This window comes from Okeania sp. KiyG1 (assembly GCF_014132355.1).
Classification (GTDB): domain Bacteria; phylum Cyanobacteriota; class Cyanobacteriia; order Cyanobacteriales; family Microcoleaceae; genus Okeania.
Window position 1 is genome coordinate 38,677 of record NZ_BLZO01000082.1, and the last position, 25,486, is coordinate 64,162.

Genomic DNA, 25,486 nt, shown 5'->3' on the forward strand with positions numbered 1-25,486 from the left:
ACTAGGTAACTAAGCAGACATATCCATTTGGTCAATTTCATCATCGCGAATTTCAGTTACATCAATTTCAGTTTCACTTTCTCCTTTACTGAGAAACTCTTTACGCACCTCTTCAGGTAATTCATCCCAATTAACTTCTTCTTCTGTCTCTACTTTTACCGGAACTTTTTTACCAGATTCGAGAACTTTAATTACCCAAGATGTAACTCGTTTTATCAATTCACTTGATGATTTTATTTCTATTTTTACTACTTGCTTTAGTAAAAAATCACGCAACTTTTCCCATGCTTGACGAATAGTTTTGCGGATAGGAGTAGCTACTTTATCTACAGCAATAAATGCTTCTTTAACTACACCTTCAATTAAAGGAATATTTCGTTTAACCCAAGGAAAAAGACTATCTTGTGCCCAATCTAAAATTTGATACCAAAATGCTAATGCTAAGACTATTGAAACTCCTAGAGCAACTACTATAGGAATTAAAAATGGAATTGGCATAATTTTTTACTCCTTTGGATAAAGTTTAAAAGTTAATTTTTTTCACCCTCCCGTAACCACTCTGAACGTACATCTTGAGGTACAGTATCCAAATATAATTCCTGTTCTATTCTTGTTACTATTGGTTTGTTTCCTTTAATGTAATAAATTTCTGTTTGACGATTGTAAGTTTTAACCGTCTGTAGTTCAGGTTCATAATTTACTTTAGGTTCATAATGCACTTTAATAGTTAAAATTAATGCTTTTGCAGCTTCAAGAAGTTTGTGGTTAATTTCTACTCCTTCTTCTAATAATCTTTCGTCAAATTCTCTGCAAAGTTTATGGGTAATTCCTAAACATACACGTTCTGGTTGATGTAGGTTTTCTTGAAGAAATTTAGCAATGCTTTGATAAACTTCCTTTTTATGCGGAAATATCTCAGAATTATTTCAATACGACCCCCTATTTTTAGATGCAGACATCAAAGAATTATTACATCAGCAACTTTCGCGTTTATCAGAAGTAGAAAAACAAGTAATCTCTCACCTAGCAACCACAACCCAACCAGTAACTATTTCAACCTTATTAGATAATTTACAAATACCAGCTTCAGACTTATTCAATATCATTAAATCTTTACAGCGACGCTCCCTAATAGAAAAACAAGAAAACAACTTTACCCTTTTACCTGTGCTGAAACAGTATGTTATATCAATCTGATAGCTGACTGCTGATAGCTGTTTGCGTAGCAGTCCGCAGGAAATGCTTACCTACAATCTCAACATTTAACTATCCTTAAACCTTCTCTGAAGTGAGCAACAGTCGTGACTACCGCTACTACAAAATAAAAAATTCTAATTACCCAAAAACACAAACTCATTGCCCACGAAACAACCCCTGGTGGCACCCCTATCAAACTCACAAACTTTGAATTAACATTCTTTTCCAATCTATCTAAATTATTCATCTGTACCTTTTTATCAGGGAGAATAGGAAACTGAGCAGTATATAAATAGAAACCATAAATACCATCATTACCTACCCTTTGATTTAAAAATGAATTAGCGAGTAATTCAGCTCCATCAAGAGATAAATTTTCATTATTTGCTACCTGTTCTACCCAAATATCATATCTGACCATTTGAGTCGTGAGAAAAATTATTGGCACTAAAATTATTAATAGAATTGCACTCACATAACGACCTAAATACTTAGGTAAAAAAATAGTTGCTAAACCAAAACCCATTCCCACAACAGCAAAAGCAACAATATTAAAAAGTTCAACTATTTCTATTCCTCTTAAAAAATCGCCAAAGAGAATTAAACTATATAAAAATCGATCCGCTAATTTAACAGATATAATTTTGGCAGAAATTATTGTGCTAAAAATAAATGAAGTACAAAATATATAAATAGATAATTTAATCAAGAAAAGAAAAAATATACTAATTCTCTGAAGTAAAATGACTAATATCATGTCCGGTTGAACAGTAAATGACAGAGGAGTCAGGAGTCGTAGGGGCGAATGGCATTCGCCCGTACAGGAGTCAGGAGTCAGGAGTCAGAAGTCAGGAGAGAAGAAAGAGGAAGAAAGAGGAGTAGAAGGAAAAAGTTTTTTGATCAATCATTATCCAGACATGATATAAAACCATAATCAAAAGTCAAAAGTCAAAAGTAAGAAGTAAGAAGTAAATTATAGTGGTCAATAGGAATAAAGGATTCAGTAAGTATTTATGCTGCCATATTTAACTGAGAATTTGACTCCCGATCAAGGTAAATGAAGATAATTTATATAGTATCAATACTTAAGCAAGCTACAGATTTTATACTAATTTTCATGTTACAAATTGAAGTGTGGAATGTGGGATTAAAATCCCCTTTTACAAAGCTGATTGCTGATTGCTGAGTGCTGACTGCTTCTCTAACATTTCAGTCAAACTTAATATCTTATGAAACACGATTAAATTCTTCTTGAGCTAATTTTGTTATCTGAGCGATCGCTGCCAAATCTAGTGAAAGTTTACTATCAACATTTAACCATAATAAATATTCTATATTACCAGCCGGACCTTGTATAGGAGACCAGGTTAAACCAGAATATCCCCATCCTAAATTCTGAGCGCTACTCCATACTTGAAAAATTGCTTCAGCTTGGTCAGTAGAAGAACGTACCACACCTTTTTTTCCGACTCGTTTTTTTCCTACTTCAAACTGAGGTTTTACCAACAATATTGTCTCACGAGGTGGAATAAGTAATTGCCATAAAGCAGGTAAAACTTTAGTTATAGAAATAAAAGAAACATCAACTACTGCTAAATTAGGATAGATTTCTGAATTTTCTTGTACTTGAGAATTTAATCTTAATTCCTCGCCATATAATTCTATGGCAGTTAAATAACGTAGGTTAGTTCTCTCCTTCAAAACAACTCTTTGGTCATTACGCAAACCCCAGTCAACTTGCCCATATCCCACATCAATACCGTAAACTAATTTAGCCCCTGTTTGTAACAAACAGTCTGTAAAACCACCTGTGGAAATACCTCCATCAAGACATATTCTGCCAGAAATAGGGATAGAAAAATATTCTAATGCTTTGGCAAGTTTATAACCTCCCCTAGAAACATATAAAGATTTTTGCTTAACTTTTATATTCGCCTCAGACTCTACTTCAGTTCCTGGTTTATCAATTATTTGCTGATTTACCATTACTTCTCCTGCTCTAATCAAAACTTGAGCTTTTTGTCGAGAAGTACATAAATTTTGTTCTACTAATAAAATGTCTAATCTTTGTTTAACCACAAATTTTAATTATTAACTAGCTATCAGCTTTTAGAATTTCCGTTTCGAATGTTCCGCAAACAGCTATCAGCTTTTTGAGTTGTTAAAATCCGCTTCATTAATGTTAAAAAAAATCGAAAGAATTAAACGGGTGCATCTCAATGCGTGAATAAAGCCAAAAATTTATCGCTTTTAGGGAACAGGGAATAGGGAATAGGGAATAGGGAATAGGGAAAAAGTATTTTTGCAAATATGAGATGTACCCAATTATACTGATTATTAAACTGATTACTGAATTATGAAAAATTGTTGGGATTTGGTTTCCAAATCCCATTTTTACCCTTGGTAATGAATAATTATTCATTATTAATTATTCATTATTAATTAATTAAATGTCCTTTTCAGCTAACTCACTAATTAAATGGTCGAAGGGTGCTTCTAAGAAAGCACCAGTTTCAATACCTGCCGCTGCAACTTCAGATTTAACAAGTTCCTTAAGAATACCAATTCCAACCAAAGTAGGTCCAATAGGTACTTCTAGAGAATTGTAGGTTTCTCGAAGACCCTGTAAGACCCTTTCATCCAAAACATCCGTGTTACCTGCCACCAAAGCATAAGTAGCATAGCGTAGATAATAATCCATATCCCGTAGACAAGCAGCATAACGACGGGTCGTATAAGCATTACCACCCGGACGAATTAATTCAGGTTGTTGCGCAAACAACGTAATCCCAGCTTGCTTGACCAAACTAGCAGCCATAGAATTAATTACAGTAGCAGCTTTTACTCGCGCAGTACCCGTTTCAAAATAAGACTTTAATTGATCGACAGCATCCCGGTCCAAATAACGACCTTTAGCATCGTAATTATCTATCAAGCTAGTGATAGTGTCCCGCATATAATTATTCTCCCAAAAATTTCTTAAATTTTCTATATTAGCGTACTTTGACATCCTCCCAACGTTGCGCTAACGCTAAAACGTGGAATTCCCTAACATCACTGATAGGGATTTTCTGCTTCATAGCACCCGCCTCCAAGGTCTTCCCCTCTTTTCGGTCTTAAAGCCGCTCCACAGACTGACACTGCTAGCCCAGCAGCCTTATTTTAATTAAGAGTACTATGCTGTCTTGACTTCTGACCCGATAAAGTACGGGTTATTCTAAGCAGTTGTTCGGAATTGGTTGAAAAACACGATTCTGAAAAGCTACTAGCTGTCACTGGACTTAATTAAATTTTTCCAGTGGTGGTAGCTCATATACCACCTACAGACTCACATAAGCTGACAAGAGTGCCGCATACATCGCCCTTACTTTTGTCTCGCTTTCAGAGTGGTTTTATACTTATGTTCGAGCTATAAATCCCTATCCTTGCTGAGGTGTTTGTCTTTGCCGAGTGTCTTGGTAGAACCATGCTACTAGCTTCTTCCCGACAGGAGTTTCACCCCTACAAGCATTGAGTCTATGGGACAAACCTTGTTCCTACTCGCATTCATTGGTATTATCCCACGTTTTGGGATACTTGGGAATAAATTCCCACAACTTGTTTTCATTCAAATGCTAAAGCCACTTGGCTTTCAACTACTTTTTTGTAACAATCGCAAGATTGATTGGTTTTCCCAGGGTCATGCTGCGCAAACATCCCGACTGTCCCTTCCAGGAGAGGGTGGGTCTTCAACCAACCTTGAGATAAATTGCCACCTAGTGCTGCTACGCAGAACTCAAAAGTCATGCATTCAAAAGTCAATCATTTTTGATTGGTAAGGCTTTTAGGATTTTGTAATTGGTTAGTTATTTCTACCATCCTGCACTAGCAGAATTATTTGATTAAGGTCAGATTTTTTGTGTCTAAAGTTACAAAAACTCAAGGATTTTCATTCTTATTATCGGCTGGATGTATTCTGATTAGAACTTTGTTAAGAAAGCCAAAATTTAAGACTGATGTATTTATTCTTATTAAAGCTATTCTTCTTGTCAAGAAAGCCAAAATTTAAAACTTAGGAGCTAATATGGCACAAACAGCCCAAGATGTATTGAACTGGATTGACAATGATGATATTCAAGTTATTGATTTGAAATTCATTGACCTACCAGGTATTTGGCAACATTTAACAGTTCACAAAAGTCAAATTGATGAGAGTTCCTTTACAGATGGAGTTGCCTTTGACGGTTCTAGTATCCGTGGTTGGAAAAATATTAACGAGTCAGACATGATGATGGTACTAGATCCAACTACTGCTTGGATTGATCCTTTTATGGCTGAACCAACATTAAGTATAACTTGTAGTATTAAAGAGCCTCGAACTGGTGAATGGTATAGCCGTTGCCCCAGAGTCATCTCTCAGAAAGCAGTTGACTATTTAAAATCAACAGGTATTGGCGATACTGCCTTCTTTGGTCCTGAAGCTGAATTCTTTGTATTTGAAGATGCTCGGTTTGACCAAACTGAAAATAAAGCTTATTACTATGTAGATAGTATAGAAGGTCGTTGGAATTCTGGTAGTGAAGAACCAGGTGGTAATAAAGCTTATAAACCAAACTATAAACAAGGTTACTTCCCTGTATCTCCCACCGATACAATGCAGGATTTGCGGACAGAAATGCTATTAACAATGGCCAAGTGTGGAGTTCCCATTGAAAAGCATCACCACGAAGTTGCTACAGGTGGTCAGAATGAATTGGGCTTTAAGTTTGGCACATTGGTAGAAGCTGCAGATAACTTGATGATTTATAAGTATGTCATCAAAAATGTGGGCAAAAAACATGGCAAAACTATTACTTTCATGCCTAAACCTATATTTAACGATAATGGTTCTGGTATGCACTGTCACCAGTCAATTTGGAAAGATGGACAACCTCTATTCTGGGGTGATGGTTATGCCAATTTGAGTAAGACAGCACTTAATTACATTGGTGGTATCCTCAAGCACGCTCCAGCAATATTGGCATTCTCTAATCCCTCTACTAATTCTTATAAGCGATTAGTTCCTGGATTTGAAGCTCCAGTAAACTTAGCTTATTCTCAAGGTAACCGCTCTGCTTCTGTTCGGATTCCTTTAAGTGGTACAAATCCCAAGGCCAAACGATTAGAGTTCCGTTGTCCTGATGCTAGTTGTAATCCCTATTTGGCTTTTGCTGCAATGCTTTGTGCTGGTATTGATGGGATTAAGAATGAAATTGACCCTGGCGAATCTTTGGATGTGGATATTTATGACCTCAGTCCTGAAGAGTTAAGCAAGATTCCTTCTACTCCTGGGTCTTTAGAAGGTGCTTTGGAAGCTTTGGAAAAAGACCATGAGTTTTTGACTACTGGTGGGGTATTTACAGAGGATTTAATTCAAACTTGGATTGAGTACAAGTTGGACAATGAGGTGAACCCTATGCGTCTGCGTCCTCATCCTTATGAGTTTTCTCTCTACTACGATTGCTAATTTAGTAAGTAGAACTTAGGAGTTAGGAGGAAATAAGTTTTTCTCAAAGCTGAAGGAATGAGTATTTTATTACTTACATGATTTAGAAAGATTAAGGTTGAATCTATTTAAGCTTTGCTGTTTAACTTCTGTATTTTATTCAATCCTGATTCCTAAGTAAGGACTAGAAATGATTTTTCTAGATAAATGATTCTTGATTTACTTGCCTGGCCTCATAGCAAAAATTAGTAATATGAAACAATAGCGAGTTAGTTTTGATAGCCTCCTTTGCTGGGGGCTATTTTTTTTGAGGGAATGTATTAGGTATGCCACTATACATTATACCATTTCTCAAAAATTTTTCTACATTTTGTTGAGCAGGGGACCCACTCCTAACCCCTCCTGGGAGGGGAAATAGGGGAGTGGGTAGGGACGCCCTTATGCAACGTCCGTACAGGGAGAAGTAAAAAGTAAGAATAATTAACATTAACTAGGCTATTTTTAGGATGCAAAGTGATTCTACCTGTTTTGATTAATTAATAACTGAAGTCTTACCCAAGTATAGCGTTACTTTTAGGAACTGGTATTAATTCCTCTGTTGCTTCTTGCCTTTTCCTACCAGAATGTTACGCAAATATTGTCAAGCGCCAAAGTACTATATGGTTTTTTCTTCAAAATTATAGCAACTGCCATTACTACTTTTAACTTATGCAATATCTAAAACAACGGAATATCAACCTTCCTGCTTCTTCCTTCTTCCTTCTTCCTTCTGCTGTATGATAATTGTGTTACAATCCTGAAATAAAACTACAAAACTCGCAAAATCTATTTAGACTTATCGTCATGTCAGATACTATTACAAAATTTACTTATCAAACATTTCAACAAGGTAAAATTTACTTCGCTTTAGCTCACAAAGAAATTTCTACTCGGCTGAGAAATTTTATTTATCCAACTCTTGAGTTTAAAATTCAACCTTTGTCTCCTGAAATTCTCCAAAAAGTTCAGAAACGCATTGATGAGATTATGGAAAGAGATTTGGCAGATGGAGAAAATGGTATTTATCCAGTTAATATTATATTTGATAATCCCTGGTCAGATTTTTTCAGTTACTATCCTAATATTTGGCTAGATATGCCTACAATTTGGAATAGAATTAAACAAAAGAAATATCAAGAATTTTCTCCACAAATAGACACTCAAGATTATCCTAAGTATTATTTACAAAATTTTCATTACCAAACAGATGGCTACTTAAGCGATACATCAGCTAATCTCTATGATTTACAGGTAGAACTTTTATTTAATGGTACTGCCGATGCTATGCGCAGACGAATTTTGGCTCCGTTAAAAATGGGATTAGAAAAGTTATTTTATGGGCAAAATTTAGATGCGATCGCTCCTCAAAATTTACGAGTTTTAGATATTGCTTGTGGTACTGGTAGAACTTTAAAGTTTATTCGCGCTACTTTACCAAAGGCTGCTCTTTATGGTGTTGATTTGTCGTCGGCTTATTTAAAAAAAGCTCATCAATTATTATCTGAAGAGTTGGGAGAGTTGCCTCAACTTTTACAAGGAAATGCTGAGAATTTACCTTGGAGAGATAATTTTTTTCAGGCAACAACTTGTGTTTTTATGTTCCATGAATTACCGCCGATGGTACGTCAAAAAGTAATAGAGGAAGCTTTTCGAGTGACTCAACCTGGGGGTGTTTTTGTGATTTGTGATTCGATTCAAGTTTCTGATGAACCTGATTTTGCGCCAATGTTAAAAAATTTTCCAGCAATGTTCCATGAACCTTATTATCAGAGTTATATTACAGATAATTTAGAGGAACGTTTGGAGAAAGTAGGTTTTATTAATATCGCTACTGAAGTTCATTTTGTTAGTAAGTATTGGGTGGGTTATAAACCTGTTTAAGAAGTAGTTAGTAGGTAAGCATTCCGTAGGAAATGCTTACATTTTGATAATCAATTTTGCTGCATAATTAAGGTTTCAAGCCTCTCCTTTAAAAGAGAAAAAAATTTTCTTTCTAGCCAATCTTCTTCTTTTTAAGGAGAGGTAATTATTAAAAATAAATTTAGGATTGAGGAAGAATTCTTCAAAGCAAGGCTGTTTAATTTTAGGTTGAGATTTTGAACTTTTAGTTTATTCTCACGATTATTCATTTTGTGAAGCACCAGAATCTGAGATGTGTGGTGGAAAAAATAACTACTTCATCTCTCTATTGCGGAGATCGCAATAGCTAATTCATTTTGTGAAGCACCAGAATCTAAGATGTGTGGTGGAAAAAATAACTACTTCATCTCTCTATTGCGGAGATCGCAATAGCTAATTCATTTTGTGAAGCACCAGAATCTGAGATGTGTGGTGGAAAAAATACCTACTTCATCTCTCTATTGTGGATATCGCAATAGCTAATTCATTTTGTGAAGCACCAGAACTGAGATGTGTGGTGGAAAAAATACCTACTTCATCTCTCTATTGTGGATATCGCAATAGCTAATTCATTTTGTGAAGCACCAGAATCTAAGATGGGTGGTGGAAAAAATACCTACTTCACCTATCTATTGCGGATATCGCAATAGCTAATTCATTTTGTGAAGCACCAGAATCTGAGATGTGTGGTGGAAAAAATACCTACTTCATCTCTCTATTGTGGATATCGCAATAGCTAATTCATTTTGTGAAGCACCAGATTCTAAGATGTGTGGTGGAAAAAATACCTACTTCACCTCTCTATTGCGGATATCGCAATAGCTAATTCATTTTGTGAAGCACCAGATTCTAAGATGTGTGGTGGAAAAAATACCTACTTCATCTCTCTATTGCGGATATCGCAATAGCTAATTCATTTTGTGAAGCACCAGATTCTAAGATGTGTGGTGGAAAAAATACCTACTTCATCTCTCTATTGCGGATATCGCAATAGCTAATTCATTTTGTGAAGCACCAGATTCTAAGATGTGTGGTGGAAAAATACCTACTTCATCTCTCTATTGCGGATATCGCAATAGCTAATTCATTTTGTGAAGCACCAGAATCTGAGATGTGTGGTGGAAAAAATACCTACTTCACCTCTCTATTGCGGATATCGCAATAGCTAATTCATTTTGTGAAGCACCAGAATCTAAGATGTGTGGTGGAAAAAATACCTACTTCATCTCTCTATTGCGGAGATCGCAATAGTCATTTCATTTTCTTAAGCACAACACATTAAATAACAAAGAATGACTTGGTTAAGACTTGCGCTAATAATAAACTTTAAACAGGGAAATATTTTTCCCACTGTTGCCTGCTCCCTACTATAATACTAAGCGTGAAAAAAGAATGCTACAAAAATGTAGATATCGATCAGATATGCTTAAAAATAGCCTATCCACTTCATTTGAGATAGTTATCTCTATCTTTTTTCCCTTTTTTTCAATATTTAACCCTTCTTCCTTCTTCCCTCTTCCTTCTTTCGTAGGGATGTTGCATGCAACGTCCCTACCATTTGTAACAAACATTTATCACGCTTGCTATAAAACCTCAATTGAAAATAGGAAAATTATTCTATACTTGCTGACAAAATTAAATAACGCAGTAGTCCCAGCCGTGTCACCCATTCAAAAAAATTATTTGTTTTCTGATTAGCTGGAGAATCTGAAAAAACAGGAAACTCCTTGAGGATTTTATAAGTAGGTAAAGTATTAAAAGTAATATCCTCTATTTGAAAACTATTAAACCCTATTTTTCTTGCTAAATCTTGATAGTTAGCAATAGTGAAAAAATTAACATTGCCATAAGTTTCAGCACCCAAATCTTTAAGAAACAATCTAACCACAGGCTTCAAAAAATTGATTGTGGCAGTAGGAACAAAATCAGACAAAGCAATTTTACCACCAGGTTTTAAAACTCTCTTTGCCTCTTGGAAAAAAGCAGAACGACTAGGAAAATGAAAAATGCACTCTACCGCTAAAACCACATCAAAATAATTATCAGGAAAAGGCATTTTAGTAGCATCTCCCTGCACAAATTCAATAGAATTATTACCACAAGCTTGAACTTGTTTTCTAGCTACATTTAATTGCCGTTCATCTATATTTAATCCAGTGATTTTTACCTCCGAATAATTATTATTAATACTGGCAGCTGTACCGCCAAAACCACAACCCACATCTAAGATAGAAATACCATCCTTAATATCAGCAGCTTGATAAACCTTTTGTGACAGTTTCTCAGCCGCGATCGCAAAATCTTCAGGAGTATTTTTTGCCCAATTAGGATTTTCCCAATAACCCCAGTGAACATGGTTTCCAAAGATAGTTTTAGTTACTTCGTCTTCTAAATTGGCAAAGATTTTGTCAAAATAAGGAAAATTAATTTCTGCTTCAGACATAGCTATAGATTACTAATTGTGGATAGCATTATAGCTTTTTGACATCTCCAGGGGTTGAAACACCCTGGATTTTGTGGTTAGTCCACCCCCATTTGGGACGGGGCGAATAAATGTGCGGAATTTACTTCCGCACGCAGCCCCTCATAAATCCACATTTGCTCCAAGTCTATCAACAGACTCCTATACTCCTAGGCATAGAACGAAATCTAGCTGTGAGTTTACTTTTTTTTGAATAGCTTTCACGAGTGGTTTTACTCGCACTGGTTGGAGCAATCTTCTCGCTGCTCTAGCTGCCTACTTGCTTTTCGGTGCCGAATGCGGAGCTAACAGCCGTCGTAGGAAGTTAATTCCCCGTCTCCTGTCCACCGGAATTTCACCGCAAAGCGCGCTCATGTCATGGCGACAAACCTTGTTCCTTATTCCTCTAGTATAGCAGATTTTTACTTCGCTTTATTACCCGCGCGTCGTTATTCAACCAGGGGATAAATCTTCCGGGAACTTTCCTCCCATCGTCTTTTATGTTTCGATAGAATTTTTCTATTGCTGCCTATGCTCTCTCAGCATGAGCTTGTCTAGCCATGGAGTCAAGTTGCTTGGCCCAGGGAAACTCAGGATTGTGTACTAGTTTTGTGCAGTATTTGTAGGCATCGTTACGACTTTTAACTTCTCTATCTATCCATGCTCGGATAATGCTATTGCGTACAAATCGACCAGTCCTAATGGCTGAGTCTAGCTGATTATATTGGTCTTGTGTGCCTTGCAATTTCATTTCATAGATGAGCATAGAAATGTTTTATCGTTTAATGCTACGATAAAATAATAACACACAGTTCAGCAGCTCTGCAACCATAAGCATTATGCATTATGCATTAGAAAGTTTCCCTAAAAGGGGGAGACTTTAAACCCAATTTTCCGGTAATTAGGATAGGTTCAGGGCTTAAACTGGTGATAGATGATTTTTCTATAGGTATAAATTATGACTACTAACAACCCTGACACTACTTCTGTGGATAATCCTTCTACTGAAGAAGATAATATAGAAGTAACTGAAAATGAGACCAGTCTCAGCTACATAGAAGAGATTGAAACAATTATTGCCAATATGGCAGAAGATCAAAAAGTGATGGTGGCTAATAATGAAGCAGGCCATTTATGGAAGTTTCAATATGGCAGTGTGGAAGTATATGTCAGACTGACTGGACAAACAGACGATGATACTTTTGATGTCTGGTCTTATGTATTGAAGTTACCAGCAAAAAATGAACCCCAGTTAATGCGTAGATTATTGGAAATGAATTGGTTATCGACTATGGAATCTCATTTTGCTATTGTGGATAATCAAATTGTAGTTCTGGCAACTCGTACTGTGGCAGAATTATCTCCAGGAGAAATTTCTCGGGCAATTACTATTGTTGCGACTCTTGCTGATGATAATGATGACGTTTTGGCAGCAGAATTTGGCCAGTAAATAGACATCTCCAAATAATCAAAAATCAAATCAATCATCGGCATTGGTGAATTTAGCTATAACTTTTTTGCTTCGGGGGTAGGGAATAGGGAATTAGATAGGGACGTTGCATACAACGTCCGTACAGATTAGTTCATTCATGGGTTGTTCGGGAGTAAGTATTGACATCCTCCCCGGCCTAAAGGCACGGGGATTCCTACTGAGCCATAGCTCCTCGGCGGGTTGACGCTTTGCTTCGCATAGCTGTCGCTAACACAGGGTGCTGCTTCCTTGGCGGTAGTCTAACGCTTCCCTCCACGTCCGTTTAGAGTTTCCGAGTGCCCCCCGGCAACTAATAGCACTATAGCATATATTCAATTGACTTAACATAAAAATAAAAAGTCGCCCTACAAGGGCGAGGCTTTAAACCCAATTTTTCGGTAAAAAGGGCATTCATAATTCATATCAAATCCGGTAGCATAGGTGTAATTAGATAAAGAGTCTGGGGAGATGAGGAGATAAAGAAAGATTTGGCAATGGCGTTCAGATGGAACATTTCAGTTTGATTGGACATAAAAAAAATATACAAGTTTTTTAACCAGAGAGAAAGCTTCTTCTGGGATATTTACCCATTGAATGGGCATCGAACCCATTCAATTGGTCGCCGATTCATCTCACACTCCTCTTTAAAATTATGGTGTGAGGCTTCTCGACGGTTTAGCTAACTCCTGACTCCTGACTCCTAACTCCTGACTCCTGACTTCTAAAGACTACCAATCTATAACTGTTTAACCGGATTTGATATAAGGGAGTAATTCAAACCTTATTTATTACTTATTGTCGGTTGAATTATAGGTTGCAGTTGTTCGACTAATTCTTTTGAACGTATCACTCTTCCTTCTGGTTTGAGATGGTAGTGAGTATCAGCAAACAAATTAACATCAGTCCACAAATTTAACTTTTCGTCAGAAATGAGAGGAGCAATTTTACCCAACTCTTCAGCGGTTTTCTCCACATTCTTCACAGTTTTTTCATCTGTATTGGCATAAATGATAGGTAATGATATGACTAAACTTGCTTCTTTGGCTTCTAACTCTTCTCTAAATTGCTTAATTCGTGCAATTGAATGAGGAGTCACGGGTTTCCTAACTGTCATTTTCCACCACTTACTTTTACGTTCCCATGTTTTAGTCGGATCTCCCCAGTCCGTAATTGGATCGGCATAGTAATCTGGAACTTCTACTTGCTCAACTATATCTATAGTAGCTTTTGTCAGTTGTCTGAGACTAGGAACACCCAAACCAAAAGTATCTTGAGCAAACTGCTTGGGTGGTACCCCTCCTAACCCTGGTTTTCCAACAGCTACTCCAAAATAAGTAGAGCGATCGCCTAATCCATCTTCATCTAATAACATTAAGTATTCAGGAATTATCAGTATAATATCTCCTGGACGAACTTGCTCCAAAATAGTAGGAAAAATTACATTTAGACCCAAATTTCCATCCAAGCCAAAATTAAATACAGGAATACCAAGTTCTTCTTCCATTAACTGAGAATTGACAGTATAGTGCGCTCCCGAACCACCAACAATTATTAGTCTTTTTGACCCTTCTACCTCCGCTGCTAATGCCACCTTATTGTAGTACATTCCGCGTAAACGACCAATTAAACCGCCATAATAAACATTGTAAAAGAAACCAAGAGACCAAGCAAAACCAGCAATAAGCAACCAAGGGATAATTTTTATTGGGTTCTTCATAAAAATAACAAATCAATCAATTTATCAAGTATATTCTGAGGGAAACGATTTCCCTAGTTTAGTTATCTAGTATAGCTATATATATTAGTTCTGTGCCATCCCTAATATTTCATAAAGTTAAGTATTTTCATCAATAAGAAAGTCTTTGAGAAAATTATCAGCAGTTTTAGATAAATGAATAAAATTATTATAGCAATTCTTATATTGGTGAGGTACAAAATTCCTTTGTTTTAGGGAGTAGGGAGTAGGGAGTAGGGAGTAGGGAGTGGTAATTCGAGAAACAGGGAATAGAAAAAAAGAAAAACAACTGTATCTCACGCTTTTTGAGAAATGCTATATGCTATTGTGCCATCCCTAATATTTCATAAAGTTAAGGATTTTTACCAATTAGAAAGTCTTTGAGAGAATTATCAGCAGTTTTAGATAAATTCAGAAAATTATTATAGCAATTCTTATATTGGTGAGGTACAAAATTCCTTTGTTTTAGGGAGTAGGGAGTAGTAATTCGAGAAACAGGGGATAGAAAAAAAGAAAAACAACTGTATCTCACGCTTTTTGAGAAATGCTATATGCTATTGTGCCATCCCTAATATTTCATAAAGTTAAGGATTTTTACCGATTAGAAAGTCTTTGAGAGAATTATCAGTGGTTTTAGATAAATTCAGAAAATTATTATGCTATGATGGCTACAATTATACTCCTTTTTTTCTTGATATAGGTGCTATATCCATCGGTGAGTCCGGAGAGGAAATAGTAACAAAAACGTTATGTTTCCTTCAAATAGATTATTCAGTTTGTTTACTTAATTAAGAGGAATACAAATGATGTTAAAAGAACCATTGTTAAAGACGAAGAATTTTTTGAGAAATGTGAGGAATTACCAGAAGATACCCAATTGGTATTGGGTGGATAAAATTCCTGAGTTAAATATGAGTTTTAATGATGTAGAAGTTGAGCGTGGTTCGGATAAATTATTTCTCAAACCACTGGATATATATGTTGAAAAAGAAAAGTATGATTTTCTGCTACAAAAAAAAGCATTGAATCAAGCAAAATTTCTCAAGAAAAAGTTAAATGCTAAGTTTACTATAGATAAAAATGATGAATTAATTGTAGAAATAGAAGGAATCAAAGTAAATGTTCAAACAGCAGAAGAACTTTCTATTCTTTGGGAAATTTTTTGGTTAGGAATTTATACTTTTATTTACGACCGCCCTGTAGTTATGTTAGATATTGGTATGAATGTAGGATTGGCTAGTCTATATTTTGCTAGTCAGGAAAATGTGAAGTCAATCTGGGGTTACGAACCATTCAATGTTACCTATAAACAAGCAGTACATAATTTTGATTTAAACCCAGATATTTCCCAGAAAATTAAACCATTTAGTTATGGAATTGCTGATGCAGAAAAAAAAGTAACAGTCGAATTTGATTATGACTTGAGAGGAAGTATTGGAGTTTCAGAAGACCGAACAAACAATAAGCAAAATAAATCTCTCCCGAAAGAAGAACTGACTTTAAAACCTATTAGCGAAGAGTTAAATTCAATAATTTCTCAGCATCCAGATATGGATATTGTTGCCAAGATTGACTGTGAAGGATCTGAATATGAAATCTTTGATTCTTTGGCGGCAAAAGGGCAATTAAATCAGATTAAAATAATTATGATGGAATGGCATAGTAAAGGACCAGATAAGTTAGCTGAATATTTGCGTCAAGAAGGCTTTGCAATTTTTTCTCGTCTGCCTCGTAGTAGTAATATTGGAGCAATATACGCTGTTAGAACCTAATTTAGTCTCCTAAAACAACTGTTTATTATCTTTGGTAGGGTAGGCTGATTTTTAACTATCCTACCGAGTCGTTAATGAAGTCAAAAGTCAGAATTAAAAAGTCAGAAGTTGTTTTTGTAACGAGGATTTGAGCAAGCCTCCAAAAACGTCACATTTACCCAATTAACCTCAAAATCATGTAGCCAGGAAAAATCCTGAGAACACACAAAAAAATAATTCTCTAATCAAGAAAAATAAGTAATAATTCGGGCGATCGCTACATCCTGAATCGAAAATATCTATACTCAAAAATCTCAGACTAATAAAGATAGATTATAACAGTAGAATTAACATCTCCTAATCAGAGAAAAAAATGAGAAAATCCTCAATCAAATCAAGAATATGGGTTGCCAAAAAAAACTTGACATGATATTATAAATACAATGGAGAAGGTGCGCTCATATATACTCAAAAAAATTAGGCCAAAAACCTCATATTTTCCTAATTTAACCTCAAAATCATGCAGCCAGGAAAAATCCTGAGAAAACGCAACAAAATAATTCACTAATAAATATAGATATAGATATCTTGCATAAGTTAGGAAAAGCCGCAATTTTTTCATCTTTTGATGTAATTACGAGGCAACGGTAAGAGAGTTAACTCTTTGGTAAAAGCACTAAGATACCCATAGACGAAGCCTTCTCCCAGAGAAGCAATCTCCTGTTTATTCCCTAAGATTGATTTATGCAAGAGGTCTAATCAAGAAAAATTAGTAATAATTCGGGCGATCGCTACATCCTGAATCGAAAATATCCCTACTCAAAAATCCCAGATAAAACAAAGATAGAGTATGACAGCAGTGGAGTAGTCAACAAAAAATGGTGCAATGAAAAAAACGAAAAAATCCTCAAAAAGATCGAGAAAATGGGTTGCCAAAAAAACTTGACATGATAGTATAAATATAATGGAAAAGGTGCGCTCATATATACTCAAAAAAATCAGGCCAAAAACCTCATATTTTCCTAATTTAACCTCAAAATCATGCAGTCAGGAAAAATCCTGAGAAATCACTACAAAATAATAGACACTCTAGGAAGTGGAGGATTCGGAGATACCTACCTAGCTCAAGATTTAGACTTACCAGGCAAACCCAAATGCGTAGTCAAACATTTATCACCCAAAAGTTCAGACCCAGGAACATTAACCATTGCCCAAAGATTATTTGAAACAGAAGCAGAAACCTTATATAAACTAGGCAAAGACTCAGACCAAATACCAAAACTATTTGCCCACTTCCAAGAAAGAACAGAATTTTACCTAGTACAAGAATATATCGAAGGGCACGATATAAGCAAAGAACTAACACCAGGAAAAAAATTAAGCGAATCTTACACCATTACCCTACTCAAAGGAATATTATCAGCATTATAAAAAGCTCATAAAAATAATATTATTCATCGAGACATCAAACCAGAAAACTTGATGCGTCGTAAGTCAGACAAAAAAATAGTATTAATCGACTTTGGAGCAGTAAAAGAAATAAACGTATTAACCACAGCAAACCAACCAGGAACAACAACCTTAACCGTAGCAGTTGGAACCCCTGAATATATGCCAAGCGAACAGGCGATCGGTAAACCAAAACTGAGTAGCGATATATATGCAGTAGGAATGGTAGGAATAAAAGCACTGACTGGTAAAAACCCAGGAAATTTACCAAAAGACCCAAATACAGGAAATGTTATCTGGCGAAACGAAGCACAAGTAAGTAACTATCTAGCAAATATATTAGATAGGATGGTACATGAATATTTTCCCCAGCGTTATGAAAATGCAAAAGAAGTATTAGAAGCATTAGGTTTGACAACCCCAACAATTAGACCAAAACCAAAACCAGCACCCCAACCTACTCAAACAAAAACAGTAGTCGCAAAACCCCAACCCCAACCCCAACTCAAACCGAATAAGAGCTGATTTGTAAACTGAGTTGAAACACCTTTCTACTATGGGTTTGCGGAAAATTATGCCCTGGGAGCTTAGATAGTGTCGAACCCTTACACTGTAAAGCATTTATCCTCTTAATATTTACTTTATAAATCAGCTCTAAAACCAGAAGACAAATATTGATATTAGGAGGTTTAGCAGGAAGTGGGTTTGTCGCAGCAATATTAAGTAGAGGTTTTGGGAATAAACCATCTCCAGAAATCATTTCTACTCCCCAACCAGTACCAGAAACAACTCCAGAAATTATTTCTACTTCCCAACCAGTACCAGAAACAACTCCAGAAATTATTTCTTCTCCCCAACCAACTCCAGCACCTCCCCCTCCACCACAACCAGAATTTCCCATTCAGACATTTACTACTGTCACAGTTAACCGCAGAGGAGAAATAATAAGTAGTCGTGAAGGTAAGGCAGAAGTAATGACAGAAAATTTCAATGGAGTCTCCCTAGAAATGGTAAAAATTCCCGCAGGTAGATTTCTCATGGGGTCTCCAGAAACAGAAGCAGAAAGAGATGATAATGAAGGTCCGCAACATTATGTAGATGTACCAGAATTTTTCATGGGAAAGTATCCAGTCACTCAAGCACAGTGGGAAGCAGTAATGGGAAATAATCCTTCTAGGTTTAAAGGTGCAAGTCGTCCTGTAGAAAATGTAACTTGGAACGACACGACAGAATATTGTCAGAAACTTTCACAGATAACAGGAAAAAAATATAGTTTACCCAGTGAGAGTCAGTGGGAATATGCTTGTCGAGCTAGAACTTCCACACCATTTTATTTTGGCAAAACTATAACGTCTGAGTTAGTTAACTATCGTGGCAGTTCTACTTATGCTGATGAACCAAAAGGAAAATATCGTGAAGAAACAACAGATGTGGGAATTTTTCCACCCAATGCTTTTGGTTTGTACGATATGCACGGCAATGTCTGGGAATGGTGTGCTGATGATTGGCACGATAATTATAATGGTGCGCCTACAGATGGAAGTGTTTGGTTAGATGGAAATGAGAATCGTTTTCCGCTGCGTGGCGGTTCCTGGGACCAATATCCTAGTCGCTGCCGTTCTGCGTTTCGCGGCTACAACTTTAGGCGCTTCAACCTCAACTACTTCTATTTTGGTTTTCGTGTAGTATGCGATGGCGGGAGAACTCTTTAACCCTTTTCTCTTTTCTCCTTTTCCCCTTTTCCCTCTTTTTCTTTTCTCTTTTCCCTCCCGCGAAACGGGGAAATTTTTTTTCAGAGTGGGAGAAGTTGTTGCCAGAAAAGGATTTTGCTACAGATGTAGGGATGATTAATCTGCATTCTGTGAAGCTCAAAAAATTAAGTCGGGCGGGAAGGAATTTCCCCTTGCATTCCTAAAAAAATCATAGTAGTATGTAATTATTGGGCGTTACTCGCCCCTACGCATGACTTTTTATTCAACGCAAAAACAGCATATCACCACTGAATATATTATAGAAGAGATACTCACACTATCAAAACACCAGAAAAATCATCATTCTCTGAAGCACAGAAAAGATGTACCTACAGGAAAAATTTTCGGTAGTCCTGCAGTGGGTAATGGAAAGACATTTATAAATGCTCAAACGACTGTCAGATATTACTTTTAACTTTTAACTTCTTGCTTTTGACTTGCAATCTGGCACGGGAGCAAGATGCTCCCACTGTTTTTGTCACAAAAATAATCACAATGCACGACCATTAGACCACGGAAAAATTTTCACTCCATCAAACACATCAATATATTTAGTCATGTAGAAGCGATGTAGCTACCGCACTTGCTCCGCCAACACTATATTTACAAACAAACATCATCATTTTGTGAAGCTCAAAAAATCAGCAAGGATTTTCCCCTTGCATAGCCAAAAGAATCGTGATAGAATTTAATTATTGGGAGTCGCTCGCCCCTACGCATGACTTTTTATTCAACGCAAAAAAATATTTCGCCACTGAATACATATAGAAGAGATACTCACACCATCAAAGCACAGAAAAATCATCATTCTGTGAAGCACCAATCAAAAAAACAGTGACAACAGCGAAAAATTTTCACCCCATCAACACATCAATATATTTACTCATAGCGATGTAGCTACCGCACTTGCTTCGCCAACGCTATATTTACAAACCAAAATCATCATTTTATGAAGCTCAAAAAATCAGCAAGGATTTTCCCCTTGCATAGCCAAAAGAATCGTGATAGAATTTAATTATTGGGAGTCGCTCGCCCCTACGCATGACTTTTTATTCAACGCAAAAAGAACATTTCGCCACTGAATACATATAGAAGAGATACTCAGACATCAAAACAGAGAAAAATCATCATTCTCTGAAGCAAACTTAGAACAGAAGTGGCTACACCGAAAAATTTTCGGCAGTCCTGCGGAGCATTATTTCAGTTATCAGTTATCAGTTATCAGTTCAGTACCTCTGCAATAAAGGGGAGACTTTAGACCTAAATTTTTCGGTAATGGTATACGGGAAAAAGGAATATCTGGCACGGGAGCAAGATGCTCCCACTGTTTTTTTTCTACTGACTCCTCCGTCATTATTGATAGCACTATGCATTAAGGTTAGGACAGCTAAGAAACTTCAAAACATTGCAGTTAAAAGTTTTGAATCTAGCTGATAGCTGATAGCTAAATGCTGAATGCTTATAGCTATATAATTATTCAACCAGACTTGATATTGCTTCTTCCTTCTTCCTTCTTCCTTCTTCCTTCTGCAAATGACCAAAAACATCAATCAAAAACTAATAATTTTTCTAGCATTCCTACTACTATCATTTTTCCTCAGATTCTGGACATTATTTGTATCAGTATTAGACAAAGACGAAAGCATCTATATATTAGGAGCAGATAGTCTATTAAACGGCAACCTCCCTTATATAGAAATTTGGGATAACAAACCTCCAGGTATTTTTATATTATTTTCCCTAACAATGCTAATTTTAGGAAAATCAATAGTATCAATCAGAATCTTATCCATTATCGCCACAACTTTTACCAGTTATTTTTTATATAGCATTGGTGTAATTATTGATAAAAAACAAGGAGAAAAAATTGGATTATTAGCAGGAGCATTATATGCCATTTTTTCCCTACATAATGATGGTGCTGCTGCGAATGCAGAAATTTTGTTTGCTCCTTTAGTGACTGGAGCATTTTTATTATTGTTTCAGAATAGGAAACTGTCAAATATTAAAGTCTTTTGGATCGGTCTAATTTTAGGGATAGGAATGCAAATCAAATATTTGGTAGTTATGGATGTTTTGGGATTAATTTTATTGGGAAGTTTATTTTGGAAGGAAGAAGGAAGAAGGAAGAAGGAAGAAGCAGAAAGTAGGAAGGAAAAAATAAACCTTCAAAACAATTTTCAGACTATAGACATATTCAAAAATCTTTCCTTTTCTCTATTTAAGTTTTACATAATTTTAGGTACAGGGTTAATTTTACCTGCCGTTATCATCGCAGTTATTTATCAATTTTCAGGTTATTTTGATGAATATATTTATGCGACTCTCACTGCTAATAGTAAATATGTAGCAATGCTCAATTTTTCTTGGTCAGACCTTTTGAGTAGACTCAGGAAACAGGTATTAGGAAATATTTTATTGTGGTTATGTTTGTTTTGGAGTCCGGTTTATTTGTTTGTCTTTGCTAGAGGTAAATTAAAACAAGAACGAAATTTAATCTATTTATTTGTGTGGTTGAGTTGTGCTTTTTTAGCAGTTTTATTATCAAAGCGATTTTATAATCATTACTTTTTACAATTATTACCTCCTTTATGTCTAATTAGTAGCTATGTAATTATTAAATCTGTTCATTTACCTCAGCCAAAATATCAAGATAATAATTTATATGAAGAAGCAAAAAAAACGAAAAAAACTGTTAGGTTCGATTCCCGAAGATTTTATATTGACTTCCCTTCTGCTTTGCCAAAAATACTTCTATTTCTAGTCTTAATATATCCTTTTACCCAAGCAGGTTATAACAAATTAAGTAAAAATCTAGAATTTATCTATTATCGATATATTAAAAAGATAGATACATGGGATGATAGAGAAGCTTTGATTGCTAAATATCTACAGCAAAGAATTAGATCGACAGATTATATATATGTCGTCAATTATGAACCAATAATTTATTACCTAGTTCCCACAAAAATCCCAACAAAATATGCTTTTTCTAGCCATTTAACAGCCATGTCTCAAATTTTGCCTACAGATGCTCTGCAAGAATTAGATAAAATTATGGCGAAAAATCCCAGTTATATATTACTAGCAGAAAAAGATAATATTAGTCCAGAATATAGAAATCATCTCAATCAATATTTAGAAAAAAATACTTTCTAGAAACCACAATTCAAAATGTTAGATTATATCGACGAGTGCATCTCAATTTTGAATAAAGCCAAAAAATTATCGCTTTTAGGGATTTTAGGGAACAGGGAATAGGGAATATATAGGGAAAAAAGTATTTCTGCAAATAAATATGAGATGCACCCATATCGACATATAATAACTAGACATCTTCAGAAAAGAGGAAGTAGGAGGGAATAATTAATAATTAGAGGTCTAATGATTTCTGTACGATAATTAGGATTTGCTGATTAAATCTCAAAGTATTGACTGATATTGGTAAGTGCCTTTTTCAGTTCTGAAAAAGGCACTTATTTTTTGGCTATTGTTGTCTCAAAATGGTAAAGTTTTGACCCTGAAAATGCCGAAAATTTGACCGTAGCAGATAGTTTAAACTGTTCCCTTTTCCCTGTTCCCTTCGTTCACTAACAGACTTTTTCAGCAAACCCTAATTAATTTTATTTTTGATTATTGAAGATGTCTATTGAACAAAAAAGGAATTCAGAAATCAAGAAATAGAATGTAAACTAAAAAAAGGAAAATAATAGACATCTCCAGAAAAGAGGCAGTAGGCAGTAGGCGAGAAATAATTGATAATTTATGTCCGATAATTGATTTTATTTTTGATTATTGGATATATCTATTGAACAAAAAAAGAATTCAGAAATCAAGAAATGGAATATAATATCATGTCCGAAGGCAATCGTTTGTGTAAATTTAAGGATGAATATCTACAGGAAATTTAAGTTTTTTTCTTGCTCAATAGCCTTCTTCCTTCTTCCCTGTTCCTTTCTTCTCCCTTCTTCCGGACATGATATAAACTAAAAAAAGGAAAATAATAAGAAAAATTAAAATCTCTATTCAAAATCCCATCAATCGTGGTAAACAAACAAAAATCCCGAACCGACTATTGCGGTTAAAAAAATCATTTTTTATGACAACAGAAACCGAAAAATACATCCTAGCTCTTGACCTGGGTACAACAGGCAACCGAGCAATATTATTCAACTATCAAGGCGCTAGTATCGGTCAAGCTTACAAAGAACTTACTCAATATTACCCTCATCCCGGTTGGTTAGAACACGACCCAGAAGAAATATGGGAAGACACTTATGCCATGATGGAGAAAGTGTTCCGAAATACTAATATTTCCCCCTCAAATGTAGAAGCTATCGGTTTAACAGTACAACGAGAAACCTGTCTCCTGTGGGACAAAACCACAGGTAAACCCCTCCACAAAGCAATAGTTTGGCAAGACCGTCGCACTGCATCCATGATTCGAGAGTTAGTAGCAAAAGGCAAAGCAGAAAAAATTCAAAACTGTACCGGATTAGTTTTAGATGCTTACTTCTCAGCAACAAAACTATCCTGGATGCTGGAGTGGGTAAAGCGAGAACAACCCAATATTAATCTCAGTAACGTATTGGCAGGTACTATCGATACTTGGATTTTGTGGAAACTAACTGGTGGACAAATTCACGCCACCGACCATAGTAACGCCAGTCGCACAATGTTAATGAATATTGAATCCCTAAATTGGGATAGAGAATTATTAGACTTGTTTCAAATACCTAGAGAAATAATGCCGGAAATTAAACCAAGTTTCAGCATATTCGGCAAAACAAAAGCAGACTTATTAGGAGTATCAATTCCCATAGCTACAATTTTAGGAGACCAACAAGCCGCCTTATTTGCCCATGGTTGCGATCGCCCCGGAATGTTAAAATGCACTTACGGTACAGGTAGTTTTTTAATTGCTAATACTGGAGATAGTCTTACTAAATCTCAAAATCAACTATTATCAACTATTGGATGGACTCAACAAATAAACGGTAATTTGAAAACAGCTTACGCTCTAGAGGGAGCAATGTTTACCACAGGAGCTTGTATTCAGTGGTTACGAGATGGGTTGAAACTCATAGACTCCGCAGCAGAAACTGAACATCTGGCAATGCAAGTCGAAGATACTAACGGTGTTTATTTTGTACCTGCTTTAAGTGGTCTCGGTGCACCTCATTGGGATATGAATGCTCGCGGTGCTTTTCTCGGAATTACTGGAGGTGTGAAGCGAGAAAACATGGTTAGAGCAGTTTTAGAGTCAATTGCTTTTCAAGTCAAAGAAGTTGTGGATGCTCTGAATAAAGATAGCGGAACTCTAATGACGAATCTAAAAGTTGATGGTGGAGGTTCGCAAAATAATTTTTTAATGCAATTTCAGGCAGACTTGTTGGGTATTCCTGTTGAACGACCTGCGTTTATTGATGCGACTGCTCAAGGAGCTGCTGTTGCTGCTGGTTTGACAGTAGGTTTATGGGATGACTATCACAAATTGGTGAATAATAGTATAGTTGGGCAGGTGTTTGAACCCGGTGAAAATGCTGCAAAAGTACAAAAAAGTTTTATAGTTTGGCAAAAAGCTGTTAGTAGGGCAAAAAATTGGATGGAATAATTTTTTATCGTTCAAATGTTTGTCAAAGATAATATCATGTCTGGTAGTATCAGTTCTCGAATATTTTGAACAGTCAAATCGTATTTATTCGCAATAGTCGTTATCGGTCTTTTATATCAAATTCGGTAGTACCAGTATAATTCAAGACCGTAGGGATTTGGTCTCCAAACCCTCTACAAACTGGGAATTTTCCAATATTGATGGTAGAACATTATTCTCCTCCGGTAGTACCAGTATAATTCAAGACCGTAGGGGTTTGGTCTCCAAACCCTTTACAAACTGGGAATTTTTCAATATTGATGGTAGAACCTTATTCTCCACTCGCAAGCGGATTTGATATTACCTAAAAATAATCTAATAATTTTATTTTGAAGTTATTAATTATTGCTCTGCTGATTAAATATAAAAGCACTGACAAATGAATAATTCAGCTTTTAAAGGAGTGAAAAAAGTGCCTAGTATTCTGTTGAAAACACTCAAAAACTTAGCATAAAAATCACAATCTACAAATATATCTGGCTACCTCTTAACTGCTCTAATATCCCCTACTCCCCCGCTCCCGTACTCCTGAAAAAGGCTTTTTCCGCAAACCCTAGTTATATCATGTCCGGTAGCATTGTTTGTGTATAAAATTTAATATAATAATAGGATAAAA

At 35.8% G+C, this 25,486-nt stretch carries 16 protein-coding genes and 2 pseudogenes; 9 read left to right on the forward strand and 9 right to left on the reverse strand.

The features are described 5' to 3' along the window. Positions 1–9 precede the first annotated feature (9 nt). The 3 genes from SAGCYANO_RS17540 to SAGCYANO_RS17550 all read right to left on the reverse strand — a co-directional run bounded on the left by SAGCYANO_RS17540 (position 10) and on the right by SAGCYANO_RS17550 (position 1,954). Positions 10–498 carry a hypothetical protein gene (locus SAGCYANO_RS17540; RefSeq protein ID WP_202221260.1) on the reverse strand — a complete coding sequence of 163 codons (489 nt, stop codon included), beginning with the start codon at positions 496–498 and terminating at the stop codon, positions 10–12. A gap of 32 nt (positions 499–530) precedes the next feature. Continuing rightward, positions 531–719, reverse strand: a complete 189-nt coding sequence (locus tag SAGCYANO_RS17545; RefSeq protein ID WP_202221261.1) for a hypothetical protein — start codon at positions 717–719, stop codon at positions 531–533. Positions 720–1,255: 536 nt separating this feature from the next. After that, positions 1,256–1,954 (reverse strand): hypothetical protein, encoded by a 699-nt coding sequence (locus SAGCYANO_RS17550; RefSeq protein ID WP_237396276.1) that lies wholly within the window; start codon positions 1,952–1,954, stop codon positions 1,256–1,258. Positions 1,955–2,002: 48 nt separating this feature from the next. On the opposite strand from SAGCYANO_RS17550, the gene SAGCYANO_RS47675 reads away from it, so the two are divergent. Continuing rightward, a complete protein-coding gene (locus SAGCYANO_RS47675) occupies positions 2,003–2,131 on the forward strand; it encodes a hypothetical protein (RefSeq protein ID WP_255502589.1) in 129 nt (42 codons plus the stop codon). 293 nt (positions 2,132–2,424) lie between these two features. On the opposite strand, the gene SAGCYANO_RS17555 is transcribed toward SAGCYANO_RS47675, so the two are convergent. Together SAGCYANO_RS17555 and apcB are read right to left on the reverse strand one after the other, a co-directional pair. After that, positions 2,425–3,276, reverse strand: coding sequence for a TlyA family RNA methyltransferase (locus SAGCYANO_RS17555; RefSeq protein ID WP_202221262.1), 852 nt, complete (start codon positions 3,274–3,276; stop codon positions 2,425–2,427). Positions 3,277–3,643: 367 nt separating this feature from the next. Beyond that, a complete protein-coding gene (gene apcB, locus SAGCYANO_RS17560) occupies positions 3,644–4,153 on the reverse strand; it encodes an allophycocyanin subunit beta (RefSeq protein WP_202221263.1) in 510 nt (169 codons plus the stop codon). Positions 4,154–5,260: 1,107 nt separating this feature from the next. On the opposite strand from apcB, the gene glnA reads away from it, so the two are divergent. The 3 genes from glnA (at position 5,261) to SAGCYANO_RS17575 (ending at position 9,167) form a co-directional block, all read left to right on the forward strand. Continuing rightward, positions 5,261–6,682: a type I glutamate--ammonia ligase gene (glnA, locus tag SAGCYANO_RS17565; RefSeq protein WP_202221264.1), complete on the forward strand. Its 1,422-nt coding sequence runs from the start codon at positions 5,261–5,263 to the stop codon at positions 6,680–6,682. A gap of 822 nt (positions 6,683–7,504) precedes the next feature. Beyond that, complete coding sequence (locus SAGCYANO_RS17570; protein ID WP_202221265.1) at positions 7,505–8,581, forward strand: class I SAM-dependent methyltransferase; 1,077 nt, start codon at positions 7,505–7,507, stop codon at positions 8,579–8,581. Positions 8,582–9,026: 445 nt separating this feature from the next. Then, positions 9,027–9,167 (forward strand): hypothetical protein, encoded by a 141-nt coding sequence (locus SAGCYANO_RS17575; protein WP_202221266.1) that lies wholly within the window; start codon positions 9,027–9,029, stop codon positions 9,165–9,167. Between the two features lie 1,044 nt (positions 9,168–10,211). Here the strand turns inward: SAGCYANO_RS17575 and SAGCYANO_RS17580 are convergent. Both SAGCYANO_RS17580 and SAGCYANO_RS17585 read right to left on the reverse strand, forming a co-directional pair. Next, positions 10,212–11,042 (reverse strand): class I SAM-dependent methyltransferase, encoded by an 831-nt coding sequence (locus SAGCYANO_RS17580; RefSeq protein ID WP_202221267.1) that lies wholly within the window; start codon positions 11,040–11,042, stop codon positions 10,212–10,214. Positions 11,043–11,592: 550 nt separating this feature from the next. Next, positions 11,593–11,826, reverse strand: a pseudogene (locus SAGCYANO_RS17585) (RNA-guided endonuclease TnpB family protein); the annotation flags it as partial. Positions 11,827–12,018: 192 nt separating this feature from the next. On the opposite strand from SAGCYANO_RS17585, the gene SAGCYANO_RS17590 reads away from it, so the two are divergent. Next, positions 12,019–12,510, forward strand: coding sequence for a YbjN domain-containing protein (locus tag SAGCYANO_RS17590; protein ID WP_202221268.1), 492 nt, complete (start codon positions 12,019–12,021; stop codon positions 12,508–12,510). Positions 12,511–13,312: 802 nt separating this feature from the next. Here SAGCYANO_RS17590 and SAGCYANO_RS17595 read toward each other — a convergent pair. Further along, positions 13,313–14,248 (reverse strand): hypothetical protein, encoded by a 936-nt coding sequence (locus tag SAGCYANO_RS17595; protein WP_202221269.1) that lies wholly within the window; start codon positions 14,246–14,248, stop codon positions 13,313–13,315. 821 nt (positions 14,249–15,069) lie between these two features. Between SAGCYANO_RS17595 and SAGCYANO_RS17600 the strand changes: the two genes are divergently transcribed. Both SAGCYANO_RS17600 and SAGCYANO_RS50435 read left to right on the forward strand, forming a co-directional pair. Continuing rightward, entirely contained in the window at positions 15,070–16,038 is a 969-nt protein-coding gene (locus SAGCYANO_RS17600; RefSeq protein ID WP_202221270.1) for an FkbM family methyltransferase, read from the forward strand. 1,020 nt (positions 16,039–17,058) lie between these two features. Then, a pseudogene (locus tag SAGCYANO_RS50435) lies at positions 17,059–19,178 on the forward strand (SUMF1/EgtB/PvdO family nonheme iron enzyme). A gap of 1,436 nt (positions 19,179–20,614) precedes the next feature. Here SAGCYANO_RS50435 and SAGCYANO_RS17615 read toward each other — a convergent pair. Beyond that, positions 20,615–20,764 (reverse strand): hypothetical protein, encoded by a 150-nt coding sequence (locus tag SAGCYANO_RS17615; protein ID WP_202221271.1) that lies wholly within the window; start codon positions 20,762–20,764, stop codon positions 20,615–20,617. Between SAGCYANO_RS17615 and SAGCYANO_RS17620 the strand changes: the two genes are divergently transcribed. Together SAGCYANO_RS17620 and glpK are read left to right on the forward strand one after the other, a co-directional pair. Next, positions 20,751–22,376 (forward strand): glycosyltransferase family 39 protein, encoded by a 1,626-nt coding sequence (locus SAGCYANO_RS17620; protein WP_202221272.1) that lies wholly within the window; start codon positions 20,751–20,753, stop codon positions 22,374–22,376. The genes SAGCYANO_RS17615 and SAGCYANO_RS17620 overlap by 14 nt on opposite strands. Positions 22,377–23,316: 940 nt before the next feature. Next, positions 23,317–24,831: a glycerol kinase GlpK gene (gene glpK / locus SAGCYANO_RS17625; RefSeq protein ID WP_202221273.1), complete on the forward strand. Its 1,515-nt coding sequence runs from the start codon at positions 23,317–23,319 to the stop codon at positions 24,829–24,831. Positions 24,832–25,486: the final 655 nt, after the last annotated feature.

Excerpts from the sequence above, each read along its gene's own strand:
- SAGCYANO_RS17550 (WP_237396276.1), bottom strand. The coding sequence starts at position 1,954 with ATGATATTAGTCATTTTACTTCAGAGAATTAGTATATTTTTTCTTTTC.
- SAGCYANO_RS17540 (WP_202221260.1), bottom strand. The coding sequence starts at position 498 with ATGCCAATTCCATTTTTAATTCCTATAGTAGTTGCTCTAGGAGTTTCA.
- SAGCYANO_RS17600 (WP_202221270.1), top strand. The coding sequence starts at position 15,070 with ATGATGTTAAAAGAACCATTGTTAAAGACGAAGAATTTTTTGAGAAAT.
- SAGCYANO_RS17620 (WP_202221272.1), top strand. The coding sequence starts at position 20,751 with ATGACCAAAAACATCAATCAAAAACTAATAATTTTTCTAGCATTCCTA.
- SAGCYANO_RS17590 (WP_202221268.1), top strand. The coding sequence starts at position 12,019 with ATGACTACTAACAACCCTGACACTACTTCTGTGGATAATCCTTCTACT.
- apcB (WP_202221263.1), bottom strand. The coding sequence starts at position 4,153 with ATGCGGGACACTATCACTAGCTTGATAGATAATTACGATGCTAAAGGT.
- SAGCYANO_RS47675 (WP_255502589.1), top strand. The coding sequence starts at position 2,003 with ATGGCATTCGCCCGTACAGGAGTCAGGAGTCAGGAGTCAGAAGTCAGG.
- SAGCYANO_RS17615 (WP_202221271.1), bottom strand. The coding sequence starts at position 20,764 with ATGTTTTTGGTCATTTGCAGAAGGAAGAAGGAAGAAGGAAGAAGGAAG.
- SAGCYANO_RS17580 (WP_202221267.1), bottom strand. The coding sequence starts at position 11,042 with ATGTCTGAAGCAGAAATTAATTTTCCTTATTTTGACAAAATCTTTGCC.
- SAGCYANO_RS17595 (WP_202221269.1), bottom strand. The coding sequence starts at position 14,248 with ATGAAGAACCCAATAAAAATTATCCCTTGGTTGCTTATTGCTGGTTTT.
- SAGCYANO_RS17570 (WP_202221265.1), top strand. The coding sequence starts at position 7,505 with ATGTCAGATACTATTACAAAATTTACTTATCAAACATTTCAACAAGGT.
- glpK (WP_202221273.1), top strand. The coding sequence starts at position 23,317 with ATGACAACAGAAACCGAAAAATACATCCTAGCTCTTGACCTGGGTACA.
- glnA (WP_202221264.1), top strand. The coding sequence starts at position 5,261 with ATGGCACAAACAGCCCAAGATGTATTGAACTGGATTGACAATGATGAT.